This is a genomic window from Pseudomonas sp. GW823-FHT05G12, assembly GCF_058795575.1.
The window spans coordinates 1,080,179-1,096,401 of the sequence record NZ_CM179501.1 but is presented as its reverse complement, the minus strand read 5'-3'; the positions used below and the strand labels follow the sequence as shown (position 1 = coordinate 1,096,401).

General features: G+C 62.7%; 16 protein-coding genes. 5 read left to right on the top strand and 11 right to left on the bottom strand.

What is annotated here, in order from left to right; translation table 11 throughout:
- The first annotated feature begins 20 nt into the window (after positions 1–20).
- Both AC3RCM_RS05005 and AC3RCM_RS05000 read left to right on the top strand, forming a co-directional pair.
- Positions 21–1,178, top strand: coding sequence for an efflux RND transporter periplasmic adaptor subunit (locus AC3RCM_RS05005; RefSeq protein WP_064492396.1), 1,158 nt, complete (start codon positions 21–23; stop codon positions 1,176–1,178).
- A 1-nt stretch (position 1,179) separates the two neighbouring features.
- Complete coding sequence (locus AC3RCM_RS05000) at positions 1,180–4,224, top strand: multidrug efflux RND transporter permease subunit (RefSeq protein ID WP_492629405.1); 3,045 nt, start codon at positions 1,180–1,182, stop codon at positions 4,222–4,224.
- A gap of 103 nt (positions 4,225–4,327) precedes the next feature.
- Here AC3RCM_RS05000 and AC3RCM_RS04995 read toward each other — a convergent pair whose 3' ends face one another.
- The 5 genes from AC3RCM_RS04995 to colR form a co-directional block, all read right to left on the bottom strand.
- Positions 4,328–4,561: a hypothetical protein gene (locus tag AC3RCM_RS04995; protein ID WP_047603320.1), complete on the bottom strand. Its 234-nt coding sequence runs from the start codon at positions 4,559–4,561 to the stop codon at positions 4,328–4,330.
- Positions 4,561–5,259 (bottom strand): lipopolysaccharide kinase InaA family protein, encoded by a 699-nt coding sequence (locus tag AC3RCM_RS04990; RefSeq protein ID WP_004574440.1) that lies wholly within the window; start codon positions 5,257–5,259, stop codon positions 4,561–4,563. The genes AC3RCM_RS04995 and AC3RCM_RS04990 overlap by 1 nt, the downstream gene beginning before the upstream one ends.
- A 6-nt stretch (positions 5,260–5,265) precedes the next feature.
- Positions 5,266–5,946, bottom strand: coding sequence for a class I SAM-dependent methyltransferase (locus AC3RCM_RS04985; RefSeq protein ID WP_010952107.1), 681 nt, complete (start codon positions 5,944–5,946; stop codon positions 5,266–5,268).
- A gap of 107 nt (positions 5,947–6,053) precedes the next feature.
- Positions 6,054–7,364, bottom strand: coding sequence for a sensor histidine kinase (locus tag AC3RCM_RS04980; protein ID WP_492629404.1), 1,311 nt, complete (start codon positions 7,362–7,364; stop codon positions 6,054–6,056).
- Complete coding sequence (gene colR / locus AC3RCM_RS04975) at positions 7,354–8,037, bottom strand: two-component system response regulator ColR (protein WP_003255215.1); 684 nt, start codon at positions 8,035–8,037, stop codon at positions 7,354–7,356. The genes AC3RCM_RS04980 and colR overlap by 11 nt, the downstream gene beginning before the upstream one ends.
- Positions 8,038–8,220: 183 nt before the next feature.
- Here colR and AC3RCM_RS04970 point away from each other — a divergent pair, with 183 nt between their 5' ends.
- Positions 8,221–8,949 carry a phosphatase PAP2 family protein gene (locus tag AC3RCM_RS04970; protein ID WP_064492393.1) on the top strand — a complete coding sequence of 243 codons (729 nt, stop codon included), beginning with the start codon at positions 8,221–8,223 and terminating at the stop codon, positions 8,947–8,949.
- Between the two features lie 41 nt (positions 8,950–8,990).
- On the opposite strand, the gene AC3RCM_RS04965 is transcribed toward AC3RCM_RS04970, so the two are convergent.
- Complete coding sequence (locus AC3RCM_RS04965; RefSeq protein ID WP_492629403.1) at positions 8,991–9,911, bottom strand: iron-sulfur-binding ferredoxin reductase; 921 nt, start codon at positions 9,909–9,911, stop codon at positions 8,991–8,993.
- Positions 9,912–10,160: 249 nt separating this feature from the next.
- Here AC3RCM_RS04965 and AC3RCM_RS04960 point away from each other — a divergent pair, with 249 nt between their 5' ends.
- Positions 10,161–11,684 carry a fumarate hydratase gene (locus AC3RCM_RS04960; protein WP_003255232.1) on the top strand — a complete coding sequence of 508 codons (1,524 nt, stop codon included), beginning with the start codon at positions 10,161–10,163 and terminating at the stop codon, positions 11,682–11,684.
- A 121-nt stretch (positions 11,685–11,805) separates the two neighbouring features.
- Here AC3RCM_RS04960 and AC3RCM_RS04955 read toward each other — a convergent pair whose 3' ends face one another.
- Both AC3RCM_RS04955 and AC3RCM_RS04950 read right to left on the bottom strand, forming a co-directional pair.
- Entirely contained in the window at positions 11,806–12,678 is an 873-nt protein-coding gene (locus AC3RCM_RS04955; protein WP_104886651.1) for a carbon-nitrogen hydrolase family protein, read from the bottom strand.
- Positions 12,675–13,265 (bottom strand): GNAT family N-acetyltransferase, encoded by a 591-nt coding sequence (locus AC3RCM_RS04950; RefSeq protein WP_003255235.1) that lies wholly within the window; start codon positions 13,263–13,265, stop codon positions 12,675–12,677. The genes AC3RCM_RS04955 and AC3RCM_RS04950 overlap by 4 nt, the downstream gene beginning before the upstream one ends.
- Before the next feature lie 115 nt (positions 13,266–13,380).
- Between AC3RCM_RS04950 and AC3RCM_RS04945 the strand changes: the two genes are divergently transcribed.
- Complete coding sequence (locus AC3RCM_RS04945) at positions 13,381–13,779, top strand: nuclear transport factor 2 family protein (RefSeq protein WP_064492390.1); 399 nt, start codon at positions 13,381–13,383, stop codon at positions 13,777–13,779.
- A gap of 30 nt (positions 13,780–13,809) precedes the next feature.
- Here AC3RCM_RS04945 and AC3RCM_RS04940 read toward each other — a convergent pair whose 3' ends face one another.
- Genes AC3RCM_RS04940 through AC3RCM_RS04930 form a run of 3 tightly spaced genes read right to left on the bottom strand, consistent with a single transcriptional unit; the run spans position 13,810 to position 16,180 of the window.
- Positions 13,810–14,388, bottom strand: a complete 579-nt coding sequence (locus AC3RCM_RS04940) for a DJ-1/PfpI family protein (RefSeq protein WP_492629402.1) — start codon at positions 14,386–14,388, stop codon at positions 13,810–13,812.
- Positions 14,389–14,439: 51 nt separating this feature from the next.
- Positions 14,440–15,597 (bottom strand): phospholipase D-like domain-containing protein, encoded by a 1,158-nt coding sequence (locus tag AC3RCM_RS04935; RefSeq protein WP_180688809.1) that lies wholly within the window; start codon positions 15,595–15,597, stop codon positions 14,440–14,442.
- Position 15,598: 1 nt separating this feature from the next.
- Positions 15,599–16,180 carry a YceI family protein gene (locus tag AC3RCM_RS04930; RefSeq protein ID WP_004574419.1) on the bottom strand — a complete coding sequence of 194 codons (582 nt, stop codon included), beginning with the start codon at positions 16,178–16,180 and terminating at the stop codon, positions 15,599–15,601.
- Positions 16,181–16,223 lie beyond the last annotated feature (43 nt).

Genomic DNA, 16,223 nt, shown 5'->3' with positions numbered 1-16,223 from the left:
GCATCCAAGGAACCGGACCTATGCTGCGCCGCCGCATGCTCATCATGTTGGCCGTGGTTCTGCTGATCGTGCTGGCCCTGGGGGGTTACAAAGCCTTCTCGATCTACCAGCAGATCCAGATGTTCACTGCCCCCAAGCCCCCCATCACCGTGGCGGCTGCCATGGCTGAACAGCGCCCGTGGCAAGAGCGCCTGCCCGCTGTCGGCAGCCTCAAGGCGCTGCAGGGCGTGGATCTGAGCCTGGAGGTGGAAGGCATCGTCAAATCCCTGCACTTCGACTCAGGCCAGCAGGTCAAGGCCGGGCAACTGCTCTTGCAGCTCAACGACGATCAGGAAACAGCCCTGCTCGGTACCGCCCTGGCCGACCTGGGCCTGGCCAAGGTCGACTTCGGCCGTGGCAGCCAGCTGGTTGGTGATTCGGCCATCTCCCGCGGCGAGTTCGACCGCCTTTCCTCCCAGTACCGGCGCAACCAGGCGGTGGTCGAGCAGCTTAAGGCGCAGAAGATCAAGAAACGCATCAATGCACCTTTCAGCGGCACCATCGGCATCCGCCAGGTAGACATCGGCCAGTACCTGGCCGCCGGCACTGTGATCGCCACCCTGCAAGACACCTCCAGCCTGTACGTAGACTTCAACGTGCCGGAACAGGCGCTGCCACACCTGAGCCTGGGCCAGCAGGTGCTGGTGCAAGTGGCCGCCTACCCGGGTCAGCGCTTCCCCGGCAGCCTCAGCGCCATCAACCCCAAGGTCGAGGAAACCACGCGCAACCTGCTGGTACGCGCCACCATGGCCAACCCCGACGGCAAACTGCTGCCAGGCATGTTCGCCAGCCTGTTGATCCTGCTGCCCAACCCGCAGCCGCAAGTGGTGGTGCCGGAAAGCGCCATTACCTACACCCTGTATGGCAACTCGGTGTATGTCGCCTCACCGAAAAAGGACAAGGACGGCAAGCCGGAATACGACGACAAGGGCCAACCCCAGCTGGTCGCCGAACAGCGCACGGTAAAGACTGGCGAGCGCCGAGACGGCGTGGTTGTAGTCAGCGAAGGCCTGCAGGCCGGGGAACAGGTGGTCACCGCCGGGCAGCTGAAACTCACACCCGGTGCCGCAATACGCATTGGCCAGGACAACGCCCTCAAGCCCGAACCGGGCGCAGCGGCCAAGGACTCAGGAGGCTGACATGGCGTTCACCGACCCGTTCATCCGCCGCCCGGTGCTGGCCAGCGTGGTCAGCCTGCTGATTCTGCTGCTCGGCTTCCAGGCCTGGAACAAGCTGCAGATCCGCCAGTACCCGCAAATGGAAAACGCCCTGATCACGGTCACCACCGCCTACCCCGGGGCCAACGCCGAAACCATTCAGGGTTATATCACCCAGCCATTGCAGCAAAGCCTGGCCAGCGCCGAAGGCATCGACTACATGACCTCGGTGAGCCGGCAGAATTTCTCGATCATTTCCATTTACGCGCGCATTGGCGCCGACAGCGACCGGCTGTTCACCGAGCTGCTGGCCAAGGCCAATGAGGTGCGAAACAAGCTACCCCAGGACTCCGAAGACCCGGTACTGAGCAAGGAAGCTGCCGACGCCTCGGCGCTGATGTACGTCAGCTTCTACAGCAAGGAAATGAGCAACCCGCAGATCACCGACTACCTGTCACGGGTTATCCAGCCCAAGCTGGCCACTCTGCCGGGCATGGCCGAGGCGGAGATCCTCGGCAACCAGGTGTTCGCCATGCGCCTGTGGCTGGACCCGGTGAAGCTGGCCGGTTTCGGCCTTTCGGCTACCGACGTGACCAATGCCGTGCGCCGCTACAACTTCCTTTCCGCCGCTGGCGAGGTGAAAGGCGAATACGTGGTCACCAGCGTCAACGCCAGCACCGAACTGAAGTCGGCCGAGGCGTTCGCCGCCCTGCCGCTCAAGACCAGCGGTGACAGCCGCGTGCTGCTGGGCGATGTGGCGCGGGTCGAGATGGGCGCAGAAAACTACGACACGGTCAGCTCGTTCGACGGCACCCCGTCGGTCTATATCGGCATCAAGGCCACCCCGGCCGCCAACCCACTGGATGTCATCAAGGAAGTGCGGCGCATCATGCCTGAGCTGGAAAGCCAGCTGCCCTCGGCATTGAAAGTGTCGATTGCCTACGACGCCACGCGGTTCATCCAGGCCTCGATCGACGAAGTGATCAAGACCTTGGGCGAAGCGGTGTTGATCGTCATCGTCGTGGTGTTCCTGTTCCTTGGTGCCCTGCGCTCGGTACTGATTCCGGTGGTGACCATACCGCTGTCGATGATCGGTGTACTGTTCTTCATGCAGGTGATGGGCTACTCGCTCAACCTGCTGACCCTGCTCGCCATGGTGCTGGCCATCGGCCTGGTCGTGGACGATGCCATTGTGGTGGTGGAAAACATTCACCGGCACATGGAAGAAGGCAAGTCGCCGTTCGACGCAGCCCTGGAAGGCGCGCGCGAAATTGCCATGCCAGTGGTGTCCATGACCATCACCCTTGCCGCCGTGTATGCACCGATCGGCTTCCTCACCGGGCTCACCGGTGCGCTGTTCAAGGAGTTTGCCCTGACGCTGGCCGGGGCGGTGATCATTTCCGGTATCGTTGCCCTGACCCTGTCACCGATGATGTGCGCCCTGCTGCTGCGCCGGGAGCAGAACCCGAGCGGCCTGGCCCATCGCCTCGATCAGCTGTTCGAACGCCTGAAAGGGCGCTACCAGCGTGTGCTGCACGCCACCCTCGACAGCCGGCCGGTGGTGCTGGTGTTTGCCGTGATCATCCTGTGCCTGATCCCGGTGCTGCTCAAATTCACCCAGAACGAACTGGCGCCCAACGAGGACCAGGGGGTGATCTTCATGATGAGCAGCTCGCCTCAACCGGCCAACCTCGACTACCTCAACGCCTACACCGACCAGTTCACACCGCTGTTCAAGGCCTTCCCCGAGTATTACTCGTCGTTTCAGATCAACGGCTTCAACGGCGTACAGACCGGTATCGGTGGTTTTTTGCTCAAGCCCTGGAACGAGCGCGAACGCACACAGATGGAGCTACTGCCGCTGGTGCAGGCCAAACTCGAGGAAATCAGCGGGCTGCAGATCTTCGGCTTCAACCTGCCTTCGTTACCCGGCACTGGCGAGGGCTTGCCATTCCAGTTCGTGATCAATACCGCTGGCGACTACCCGGCACTGCTGGACGTGGCCCAGCGCATCAAGATGCGCGCTCAGGAATCGGGCAAGTTCGCCTTCCTCGATATCGATCTTGCCTTCGACAAGCCCGAAGTGGTGGTGGACATCGACCGGGCAAAGGCGGCGCAGATGGGGGTGTCGATGGACACCCTCGGCGGCACCCTGGCGACCCTGCTGGGCGAGGCGGAAATCAACCGTTTCACCCTTGAAGGCCGCAGTTACAAGGTGATCGCCCAGGTTGAACGGCCTTACCGCGACAACCCCGGCTGGCTGAACAACTACTACGTGAAGAACGACCAGGGCCAGTTGCTGCCGCTGTCGACCCTGATCACCCTCACCGACCGCGCTCGCCCACGCCAGCTCAACCAGTTTCAGCAACTGAACGCTGCGATCATCCAGGGCGTCCCCATGGTCAGCCTGGGCGAAGCGCTGAAGACCGTGCAGGACATCGCTCGCGAAGAGGCCCCGGAAGGCTTTGCCTTCGACTACGCCGGCGCGGCCCGCCAGTATGTACAGGAAGGAAGCGCACTGTGGGTCACCTTCGGCCTGGCGCTGGCGATCATTTTCCTCGTGCTGGCTGCACAGTTCGAAAGCTTCCGCGACCCGTTGGTGATTCTGGTGACAGTGCCGTTGTCGATCTGTGGCGCGCTTTTGCCGCTGTTCCTGGGCGTGTCGAGCATGAACATCTACACCCAGGTTGGGCTGGTGACATTGATCGGGCTTATCAGCAAGCACGGTATCCTGATCGTCGAGTTCGCCAATCAGCTACGCGATGAGCGTGGCCTGAGTGTGCGCGAAGCGATCGAGGAAGCAGCGGCCATTCGCCTGCGGCCGGTGCTGATGACCACTGCGGCTATGGTGTTCGGCATGGTGCCGCTGATTCTGGCAAGCGGGGCCGGAGCGGTCAGCCGGTTTGACATCGGTATGGTGATTGCCACCGGGATGTCGATTGGCACGCTGTTTACCTTGTTTGTGTTGCCGTGCATCTACACCCTGCTGGCGCACAAGGCGAGCGCCAAGGCACCTGCAATCGCTTGAACCCTACCTGGGGGCTTGCCCGCGAAGAGGCCGGTAAGCCAGACGCAAAAAGCCAAAGGCCCCGCAATCGCGAGGCCTCTGGCTTTTCCAGCTAACGCAGGGTTCATCCCTGTGGCCGCAACCCTTGACGCAGGCCAAACAGGAACAGCAAAAGGTCCTGGTCCGGCTCGCTCCGGGCCTGCTGCTGCGGTTTTGCATCCCGCGGCAACGCGCACTGGTCTGCCATCTCAGCCTTGCTGAACACGGTTGGCCTCGGCTCTTCCCAGGCAGCCACCGCCACGGTGGTCACCGCCAGGCCAGCTACCAGGAACAAAGCTCGAGCAATTTCTAGTTTCATTACTCTAACCCTTTGACAGCGCTGCCAAACGCCATCTTGTAAAAGTAGAGCAGTGTCTGCCATTCCGCGTCATTGAGCGACGAATGGCGGCGTAGCTGACGCAAGTCATTGCCGGCCGCCCGCTGGCAGCTGATACGCCGCCTGCACTTTTCCAGGTCCAGCAGCGCCACTTCGACGCGGGCCTGCTCGCCCTCGCCGATTACCTTGATGAATACGTGCTTGCCATACAGGCAGCCGTGCTGCCAGTGCCCCAGGTGCATCCGCGCCAGGTTGTCCGCCAGGTCCTTGAGCATGCGCTCATGCACCACCTGCGGGTAACGCTCGCGGGCACCTTCGGCATGCCAGGTGTCGAGTTCGACAAAACCGTCCAGCGCTTCGCTGACCAGCAGCGCGCGCCACTGGTGCTCAGCATCGCGTTGCGCGCCACAGAAGACGATGCGCGGTACACGCACGCCCAACTGCTCGAAACTGTTCAGTGCATCGAGTTCACGCAACACGGTCGGCCGGCCAAAAGGGTGCAACAGGCTGCGGTAGATATGCCCGACCTGGCGTTTGGCATACAACAGCTTGCCATCGGCATCGTTGAGGCGTTGCACGCCACTCTCGCCGCCGCGGCGCTGGTTAGGCTCCTCGACCCACTCGCCTTGCTGGCGCCAGTAAAAATCGAACTGCGCTTCCCCTTTATGGGCTACAGCCATCAAACACTACCCCTTACGCAATACATAGACCCGCCACATGGCATAGAACGGCAGGAAGTCGAGGCGTTCCTGGATTCTGAAGCCGGCGGCCCTGAATTCTTCTTCGACCGTTTCGGCAGGTAACACGAAACGGTTCTGGTAATTATCCTGTTCGGCCTTGGCGCTACGGCGCTGCTCCAGCTTTTTCCGGCGCCAGGCCTTGAAGTTGCCATCCACCCACAGTGACAGGATCACGCTATCACGGCTAACCCGTTGAAATTCCGAAAGAATGGTCTTTCTGTGCGCCGACTCGCCAATGTGATGGAACAGGCGCATGCAGAAAATACTGTCCACCGCGTTATCTGGCAGGTCGATGGCAAATGCAGAAGTCTGCAAAGGCCGTACCCGTGCCACAACTTCTGGCGGTTGCGCCGCACAGGCTGTCTCGATCATGGCCTCGGAGTTGTCGGCACCGATGATTACCCGATTGGGCTTTTCCGCCAACAGCGGCCAGAAACGGCCCGCTCCGCATGGCAGGTCGAGTACCAGGCCAGGCTCGCCCGCCAATGCCAAGGCGCGGCGCGCCAACTGCTCATCTCGCTTGTGGGAAAGGCGTCGCGCCAGGCCGTCCTGGTGCTTGAGAAAGTACTCGCGTGCATGATCTTTGTCGTACTTCTCGGAAAATTCAAGCTTGATGGGGCTACGCATTGGGCATCTCCTGACTCCATTGCGCCCACACTAGTCATGCAAGCGTTGGAATCAGGTCATGCCAATGTGAAAAAAACGTTGGGCACCAGTTGACCTGATACAAGAAATTACTCGACCAGGGCGTCCGGGTCGCCTTTGGCCGCGGTGTTGCTCAGGTCCACCTGGAAGCGGCAGCCATGCGGCAAGGTGGATGTCAGGGTGACACGCCAACCTTGGTCGTCGCAGATCCGCTGCACCAGCGAAAGCCCCAGCCCAAGCCCCTCGCCACGCCGTTCATCGCCGCGCACGAACGGCCTGAACATGGCCTCACGCTGCTCTTCGGGGATACCCACGCCGCTGTCCTCTACGCTGAAACCGTTGGCTTCCAGGCTCAGGCGGATATACCCACTGTCGGTGTAGTGCGCCGCATTGCGCAGCAGGTTGCCCATTACCGACTGCAGGAAGGTGGCGTTGTACAGCACAGGGCTAGCGCTCGCGCGGCCATCGAAATACAGGGTGAGGCCTTTCTGTTCGATGGTGTCGCGCCACACCCCGATGAGCTCGTCGGCCACTTCGCGCAGGGTCGCCCGTGACGCCACTGCCCCCTCATCACGCTGCGCGCGGGCCAACATGAGGAAGGTCTTGACCAGCTCGCGCATCTCTTCGGTGGCCCGCGCCACGCGCTCCACCTGGCTACGCGCACGGGCATCGAGGCCGGGGTTTTCCATCAGAAGCTCACACGACGTAGCCAACACCATCAACGGCGTGCGCAGTTCGTGGCTGACGTCGCTGGTGAACAGCCGCTCGCGGGTCAGCGCATCACGCAGGCGGCCCAGGGTGTCGTCGAAAGCCACTGCAAGCTGGCCGACTTCGTCTGCCGCATAATCCGGAGCCAGCGGCGGGGCCAGGCCCAGTAGTTGATCGCGGTGGCGCACCTGGCGCGCCAGGCGGATGACCGGTGCCATTACCCGACGTGCAACCAGCCAGCCAAGGATGACCGCCAGCACCAGGCTGAGCACGAAGCCCACCACAACCACGGCAAACAGCACGCGCTCGCGCTCCTCGAAGTCGCTCTGGTCCTGCAGCAGTACATAACGGCGACCATCGACGATCTCGACCATGGCGTGGTAGGACAGCTGGTCTCGGAACACCTCGTGGAAACCGCGGTCGAGGTGACGCAGGTCCTTGGGCAGCTCGAAGTCGTCACGCCCGCCGCTGAAATAGAACAGCTGGTCTGGGCGAGGCCGATGACTCCAGTCACTGACGCTGTCCATACGCAGCAGGCGCTGCAGGTCACCGCCCAGTACCGAGGAAATCAGTCGCTCTTCGACCAGGTGCACCGTGCCGACGATACCGAATGCGAAGGCCCCGGCCACCAGCGCGCTCATCAGGGCAAAGGCGATGATGATGCGCTGGGCAAGGCTTTGCTTAAACTCCATCGCGGCCCTCGGCGAGGCGATAGCCGACGCCATGGACGGTATGCAGCAACGGTTTTTCAAACGGTTTGTCGATCACCTGGCGCAGTTGATGCACATGGCTGCGCAGGCTGTCGCTATCAGGGCAGTCGTCGCCCCACAAGGCTTCTTCCAGCACCTCGCGGCGCAGTACGTGCGGGCTTTTCTGCATCAGTACCGCCAGCAGCTTGAGGCCGACCGGGTTGAGCTTCAGCAGACGACCCTGGCGGGTTACCTCGAGGGTATCGAGGTCGTAGCTCAGGTCAGCCACCTGCAGGGTGCGGCGCCCACCGCCCTGGGCACGGCGCAGCACCGCTTCGATGCGCGCCGCCAGCTCCGACAGGGCAAATGGCTTGAGCAGGTAGTCGTCAGCCCCCGAGCGGAAGCCCTGCAGGCGGTCGTCCAGCTGGTCACGGGCAGTGAGCATGATCACCGGCGTGTCACGGCGGGCATCTTCGCGCAGGCGCTTGCACAGGGTGTAGCCATCGATGCCTGGCAGCATGATGTCGAGTACGATCAGGTCGTAGTGTTCGGTGGCGGCCAGATGCAGCCCGGACAGGCCATCCTGGGCGCAGTCGACGGTGTAGCCTTTCATGCCCAGGTAATCGGCCAGGTTGGCCAGGATATCGCGGTTGTCTTCAACCAAAAGAATGCGCATCGGTTTCTCCTGTGCGGCGCTTCTCGCTGTGGTGCGCGGCAGGCGCAGCTTAAGGCCTATGCCTGCACGGTGCCAGCCCTGGGGAAAATTCACCGCACTTGACGGTTTTTTCACTGATCCTTCACGGACACAGGATAGCGGGCGGCCGACAATACCCGATCTTTTTCGCGCCCTGGAGCCGTCATGCAGCAACGCACCCGCCCTCGCCCTATCAACTACTGGCTGTACCTGGGAATTCCCCTGGCGACTGCGGTGGCCTTGATCCTGCTGGAGCTGACTTCAGTCGACATGGATGTCGCCAACCTGTTCTTCGACCCCGCTGCCGGGCAGTTCATTGGCCGCCACAGTTACCTGTTGGAAAACATCCTGCATGATCGGGTCAAGCAAGTGGTGATCCTGTTGGGGGTGATATCGCTGCTGACCTTTGCCGCGAGCTTTTTCTGGAAGCGCCTGTTTGGCTGGCGCCGTGAACTGGGCTGCCTGGCGCTGGCACTGGGCTTGTCCACGGCGTTTGTCACGCCGCTGAAAAAAGTCACCCAGGTGCAGTGCCCCTGGAGCCTGACCCAGTTTGGCGGCACCGAAACCTACAGCAAGCTGCTGGAACCACGGCCGCCTACCGACAAGCCTGGCCTGTGCTGGCCGGGCGGGCATGCAGCGACCGGTTTCTGCCTGTTCGCCTTGTTCTTCATGCTGCGGGATCGCAAGCCGCGTCTGGCACGGGTGGCGTTTGTAGTGGCCTTGACAGCAGGGTCGATACTGTCGGTGGGCAGGATGATGCAGGGGGCGCACTTCCTGTCGCACAATGTGTGGACGGCAGTGTTCTGCTGGTTGATCGGATTGGGGTCGTATTACCTGGTTCTCTATCGGCGGGGGCTGGCCGAGGTGCCCGTCGCCGAGCGCAGCGCCGCATGAAAGAGGGGCCGCTTTGCGGCCCTTCGCACTTCAAATGCTACTCAGGCATGCTCGACGAACACATCAGCAAACACCTGTCCCCGCGGTACCCCTGTCATGAACATGCGCCGGGCAAACCGCTCGACACTCCCCGGTGCCCCACACAGCAGCGCCACCGTCTGTCGCGACAACAGCCGCATCCCGGCCAACGCTTCATCCACATGCTCCACCAGCACCAGCTCGACACTGACCCCTGGCAGCTTCAGCAGCTTCTCCGCCAGATAGTGCCCAGCCGGATCCCGCGCCACATGCACCACCCGGATTTCGCCCCGATGCCCCCGGCGCAACGCTTCGCGCAAGATACCCCAGAGCGGCGCCAGCCCGGTTCCCGCAGCCAGCAACCACAGCGGCCGCTCCTGCCAATCAGGGTCGTAATGAAGGGCTCCGCCTCTGAACTCCCCCAAACGCATCTCATCGCCGACCTGCAGACCACGCGCCTTGTCGCAAAAGGCACCAGGCCGCTGGCAATCGATATGAAACTCGAGAAAATCATCCTCGCCCGGCAGGCTGGCCAAGGAATAAGGCCGAGCAACCGCGCCTAGCCACAGCACCACGTGCTGCCCCGCCTGATAACGCACCACCCGATCGGGGCGCAACCGCAGGCGCAACACATCGCCAAACCAGTCCAACGCACAGACCTGCGCCGGTACGCCACCCTGCTGGGGGTCGTACAACGCCACACGCAGGTCCTCGAACACCCGGCACTGGCAAGCCAGACGCCAGCCCTGGGCGTGTTTCTCCAACGCCAATGCCTCGGGCAAAGCGTCTGCCGGTTGCCCGTCCAGGCAGTGCACCAGGCAGGCGTGGCAACTGCCGGCGCGGCAACTGTAAGGCACATTAAGCCCCGCCTCGTTGAGGGCATCGAGCAGGTTGCTGCCAATGGGCACCAGCCAGCGGCGCTCGCCCACGCAAATTTCGGGCATGTTCGGTACATCTCCTGCTATCCAAGGCTCACTGTAAGCCAAGCAGCGCACACCAGCAAAATAGATGCCTACACGCTGCCGACCATGGTCCAGACCGGCCGCAGGTGTGCCGGGCACGGATGCGCGCTATACTGCCGCGCCTTTTTCCGTCGGCCTGACCTGCCGGCGCCTTGCAAGGCGCTTCGACGTGCTGGTCGGCTATGTCGAGCGTCTTTTTGAATGTTCCCGTCTTTAAGAGGAGCGCGCTGCATGACCGTGATCAAGCAAGACGACCTGATTCAGAGCGTCGCCGACGCCCTGCAATTCATCTCGTACTACCACCCCGTCGATTTCATCCAGGCCATGCACGAGGCCTATCTGCGTGAGGAATCGCCTGCTGCACGCGATTCCATCGCCCAGATCCTGATCAACTCGCGCATGTGCGCCACCGGCCATCGTCCAATCTGCCAGGACACCGGTATCGTCACCGTGTTCATCCGCGTGGGCATGGACGTGCGCTGGGACGGCGCCACCATGAGCGTCGACGACATGATCAACGAAGGTGTGCGTCGCGCCTACAACCTGCCTGAAAACGTCCTGCGCGCTTCGATCCTGGCCGACCCGGCCGGTGCCCGCAAGAACACCAAGGACAACACCCCGGCAGTGATCCACTACTCCATCGTCCCCGGCGACAAGGTGGAAGTCGATGTCGCAGCCAAGGGCGGCGGCTCGGAAAACAAGTCGAAGATGGCCATGCTCAACCCGTCCGACTCGATCGTCGACTGGGTACTGAAGACCGTGCCGACCATGGGTGCTGGCTGGTGCCCGCCTGGCATGCTCGGCATCGGCATCGGCGGTACCGCCGAGAAGGCCGCGGTCATGGCCAAGGAAGTGTTGATGGAGTCCATCGACATTCACGAACTGAAAGCCCGTGGCCCACAGAACCGCCTGGAAGAAATCCGCCTGGAGCTGTTCGACAAGGTCAACCAGCTGGGCATCGGCGCCCAGGGCCTGGGTGGCCTGACTACCGTGCTCGACGTCAAGATCATGGACTACCCGACCCACGCCGCGTCCTTGCCGGTGTGCATGATCCCCAACTGCGCTGCTACCCGCCACGCCCACTTCGTGCTCGATGGCACCGGCCCGGCAGAACTGGAAGCGCCGTCGCTGGACGCTTACCCGGAAATCGTCTGGGAAGCCGGCCCGAGCGCCCGTCGCGTCAACCTCGACGACATCACCCCGGAAGAAGTTGCCAGCTGGAAGCCAGGCGAAACCATCCTGCTCAACGGCAAGATGCTGACCGGCCGCGATGCCGCGCACAAGCGCATGGTTGAAATGCTCAACCGTGGCGAAGAGTTGCCGGTAGACCTGAAAGGCCGCTTCATCTACTACGTCGGCCCGGTCGACCCGGTGGGTGACGAAGTGGTAGGCCCAGCCGGCCCGACCACTGCTACCCGTATGGACAAGTTCACCCGCCAGATCCTTGAGCAGACTGGCCTGCTGGGCATGATCGGCAAGTCCGAGCGTGGCCCGACCGCCATCGAGGCGATCAAGGACAACAAGGCCGTGTACCTGATGGCCGTTGGCGGCGCTGCCTACCTGGTCGCCCAGGCCATCCGCAAGTCGAAGGTACTGGCCTTCGCCGAGCTGGGCATGGAAGCGATCTACGAGTTCGAGGTCAAGGACATGCCGGTGACCGTCGCCGTGGACAGCAACGGTGAGTCGGTACACATCACTGGCCCTGCCCTGTGGCAGAGCAAGATTGCCGAAAGCCTGGCCGTCGAAGTGAAGTAACCTGATGTAACTGCGGCGGCTGCTTCGCGGGCAAGCCCGCTCCCACACGTACAGCGCAAGCCAGAAGGCTACGCATTTGACTGTGGGAGCGGGCTTGCCCGCGATGAGGCCGCCACAGTCATCACAGGACTCTCTCGAACTGCTCCGGCCAGTCCCGCCAGGTAAACACCTGCCCTTCCCGCCTCACCCGCCGCACTTCCTCCAAATCTACCTCACACACCAGCCACTGGCTGCAGTCCGGGTTCAGCTGCTCGCTCAACGCTACCACACCGTCCCCCGGCATCCCGTGATCCGGCGGCACGAACAAGCCTGCCCGGCCGATATTCTCGTCCAATGCCGGCGACCAGGGCGCCACGCCCACCGTCGGGCTCTGCAACACGGCAATCTGGTTCTCCAGGGCGCGCGCCTGGGCGCCAATACGCACCCGGTGGTAACCGGCTTCGGTATCGGTACAACTTGGCGCCAGGATCAGGTCGGCACCACACTCGGCCAGGCGGCGGGCCAGCATCGGGAACTCGTTGTCGTAGCAGATCAGGATGCCCAAGCGCCCCAGTTCGGTTTCGAACACCTGCAGCCCCTGGCCTGCAGCGATGTCCCACTGCTCGCGCTCGAAGCGGGTCATCATCAGTTTGTCCTGATAACCCAGCACACCTTGGGGGCCGAACAGCCAGGCACGGTTGCGGTAGCGCCCATCGTTGTCCAGCACCGGCACACTGCCCGGTTGCAGGTAGATCCCCCAGCGTCGGGCAAGGCTCTCGCACAACGCTTTCCAGGGTTCGATCAGCGGCTGGATGCCGGCAATCGAAGCCTTCAGGTCTTCCCGCTGCCCGGCATTCAGCTGGCCGCTCAGCACCAGCCCGGCGTACTCCGGCAACAGCAGCAAGCGTGCCCCCGCCTCCACCGCTTCGGCGCACAGGCCTTGCAGGTGGTCGGCGTAGGCGTCCCAGGTTTCGTGCAGCTCGATGGCGTACTGGCAGGCTGCCAGGCGGATCATATCGGCAGTGCCTTGAGCCAGAACGACATCAGCTTGTCGGAGCTTTCCTGCTCGTCCAGATCGCGCCAGGCGTAGGTGGTACGCAGCGACGGGTCGTGCAGGAAGCCGCGGTTGCGCCAGAAGCCGTGCAGGGGTTTGTATTCGGCTGGCCGGCGCGGGTGCGCACCGGGGCGCTCGACCGCGCAGAACGCGCAGTAATCGAACTCGGCCAGTTTGTGTGCGTAGGACTCGCGCTCGATGAAGAAGCGAACTCCCAGGCCCTGACCGCGGTATGCCGGCAACACCAGCGACTCACCGAAGTAGTACACACTGGCCGGGTCGCGCCCCTGGGCCAGGAATGGCTGCTGGAATTCGGGCGCGACATCCACCAGCGGCAGGCCGGTAGAGGCGCCGACCACCTTGCCGTCGTCCAGCGCCAGCACAACCAGGCTGCGCCCGGAGCGGGCATAGTTGGCCAGGTAGTCGGCCTCGTACTCCGGGGTGCCGTCGTAAAGGTAGGGGAACTCGCGGAACACAGTAAGGCGCAGGCGAGCGAGGTCATCGATGTAAGGCGCGATAGCGGCACCGTGCAACAGGCGTATTTCCATGTTTGGCGGTCGTTTTGTCGATGTGGATGACGCGCTCGGCTAAGCCGGGCTTGAGGGGAAACCCTATCATCCGAGTTAACGACCCGCCTTTTCCCTACACGACAGGAAATGTTCCATGACCGCAACCGAACTGGTAAATGCTTACTACGCCGCCTTCAACGCGGGTGACATGCAGGCGTTTCTGGCGCTGCTCAGCGAAGACGTGATCCACGACATCAACCAGGGCGAGCGCCAGATGGGCAAGGCCAGGTTCGCCGCGTTCATGGAAAAGATGAACCGCTGCTACCGCGAGCGCCTGGCCGACATCGTGGTGATGCAGAACGCCGATGGCAGCCGCGCGGCGGCGGAGTTCACCGTGCATGGCCAATACCTGGCCGATGACGAAGGGTTGCCGACAGCAAACGGCCAGACCTATGTGCTGCCGGCAGGGGCGTTCTTCTATATTCACTGTGGCAAGATTGCCCGGGTCACCAACTACTACAACCTCAATGACTGGGTGGAGCAGGTTGCCTGAAGCAACCCGCTGCCAATTCAATCAAGCCTGTCAGACAATACGCGTGCCCAGCACTTGCAGGAACGCCGCCAGCCAGGCCGGGTGCGCGGGCCATGCCGGTGCGGTCACCAGGTTGCCATCCACATGCGCCTGGTCCACCGCGATGTCGATGAACGTGCCACCCGCCAGGCGCACTTCTGGCGCACATGCCGGGTATGCGCTGCACTCACGCCCCTCCAGCACCCCTGCCGCCGCCAGCAGCTGGGCACCATGGCACACCGCCGCAATCGGCTTGCCGGCCTGGTCGAACGCCCGCACCAGGTCCAACACCTTTTCATTCAGGCGCAGGTACTCCGGCGCCCGGCCACCCGGGATCAGCAGCGCGTCATAACTCTCGGGCCGCACCCGCACGAAATCATAATTCAGGGCAAAATTGTGCCCAGGCTTTTCGCTGTAGGTCTGCTCACCCTCGAAGTCATGAATCGCGGTACGCACGGTCTGCTCCGCCAGCTTTTCCGGGCACACCGCATGCACCGTGTGGCCCACCATGCTCAAGGCCTGGAACGGCACCATCGCTTCGTAATCTTCGACGTAGTCGCCCACCAGCATGAGAATTTTCTTCGCCGTCATCTCGCCCACTCCTTCGGTTAACTGTGAATAGTCACTGCACGATAGCCGCTGTCAGTCACGGCGGTCGAGGAAGTTGACCACCAGCCGATCGAGCCAGCCCCAGATCCGTTGCTTCACCCTGCGCCACAAAGGGCGCGCATGCCAGTGGGCGAGGTCGACTTCTTCGCTCTGGGCGAAGTCGCGCTCGAAGCTGGCCACCACCGCCGCTGTCAACGGCGGGTCGAGCGCTTCGATGTTGGCTTCAAGGTTGAAGCGCAAGTTCCAGTGGTCGAAGTTGCACGAACCGACGCTGACCCAGTCGTCTACCACAGCCATCTTCAGGTGCAGGAAGCACGGCTGGTACTCGAAAATCCGTACGCCCGCGCGCAACAGACGCGGGTAGTAACGATGCCCGGCGTAGCGTACCGAGGGGTGATCGGTACGCGGGCCGGTCAACAACAGACGCACGTCCAGGCCCTTGCTGGCAGCCCGGCGCAACGACCGGCGCACGCTCCAGGTCGGCAAGAAGTACGGCGTGGCCAGCCACACCCGTTTCTGGCCGCTGTTCAGCGCCCGTACCAGCGCGTGCAGGATGTCCTGGTGCTGGCGGGCGTCGGCATAAGCGACCCGGCCCATGCCCTGCCCCTGCGCAGGCACCTTGGGCAGACGCGGCAGGCCAAAGCCTTCAGCAGGGCGCCAGGCGGTGCGGCGGTTGTTGGCTTGCCACTGACGGTCGAACAGCAACTGCCAGTCGCTCACCACCGGCCCCTGCATCTGCACCATCACTTCGTGCCATTCGCTGGTCGCCTCACCGGGCGTCCAGAACTCGTCGGTAACGCCCGTCCCCCCCACCACGGCCCAACGTTCGTCAACCAGCAGCAATTTGCGATGATCACGGTAGAGATTACGCAGGCCACGCTTCCAGCGCAGGCGGTTATACCAGCGCAAGTACACGCCAGCGTCCAGCAGGCGCTGACGCAACGCGCTGTTGAAGGCCAATGAACCGTAGTCATCGAACAGGCACCGCACCCGTACGCCACGCCGGGCAGCCTGCTCCAGCGCGTCGACCACTGCATCGGCACAGGCCCCGGCCTCGACCAGGTACAGCTCCAGGTCAACCTGGAACTCGGCACGCATGATCGCCTGGAGCATGCGCGGAAAAAACACAGGGCCGTCGATAAGCAGTTCGAACTGATTGCCATCACGCCAGGGGAAGACCGGCCCCGCCATGTCAGCGCGCAGTGAAGATCAGCACCGCGCTAACCGGTACCGACGGGTTGATGGACTTCAACCTGGCGAACTTGCGCAGGCTTTCCAGCCCCGGCAGCAAGCCAAAATCTTCGGCGCGCAGCACCAGAGGCTCAAGGGTCACCACCTGGAAGCGCCGCGCATCCAGGCGGGTAGCCAGCAACAGAACACTGTAACTGTGCGACTGGCCATGCAGGGTGACCGTCAGCGGCAGGCGCAATTCGATCTGTGCACCGTCGGCCAGGTCATTGATCGGCTGCAGGTCGATCTGTGCCTTCACTGTGGCCTCGGCGAAGCGCTCGACCTCGAACAGGTTGTCGCGCATTTGCTCGTCACGCAGCGGAATACCGCTGCTCACCGAGTCCATCTCGATCCTCAACCCGGCCATACCCTTGCGATCGACCGTGCCATGCAACACCAGAAAGCGATGCACTTCGGCGGTGTCGCCGTTCTTGCCGGTGATGAACGACAGCCGTGAAGATTCGCCATCCAGGTGCCAATTGGCATGAGCGGGCAGGCACAAAGCCAGCAATAAGGCAGGCAGCAGACGGGGCAACTTGAACATGACAGATCTCGTGAAACCAGGCCGCCAACCTTACCCGCCTGCA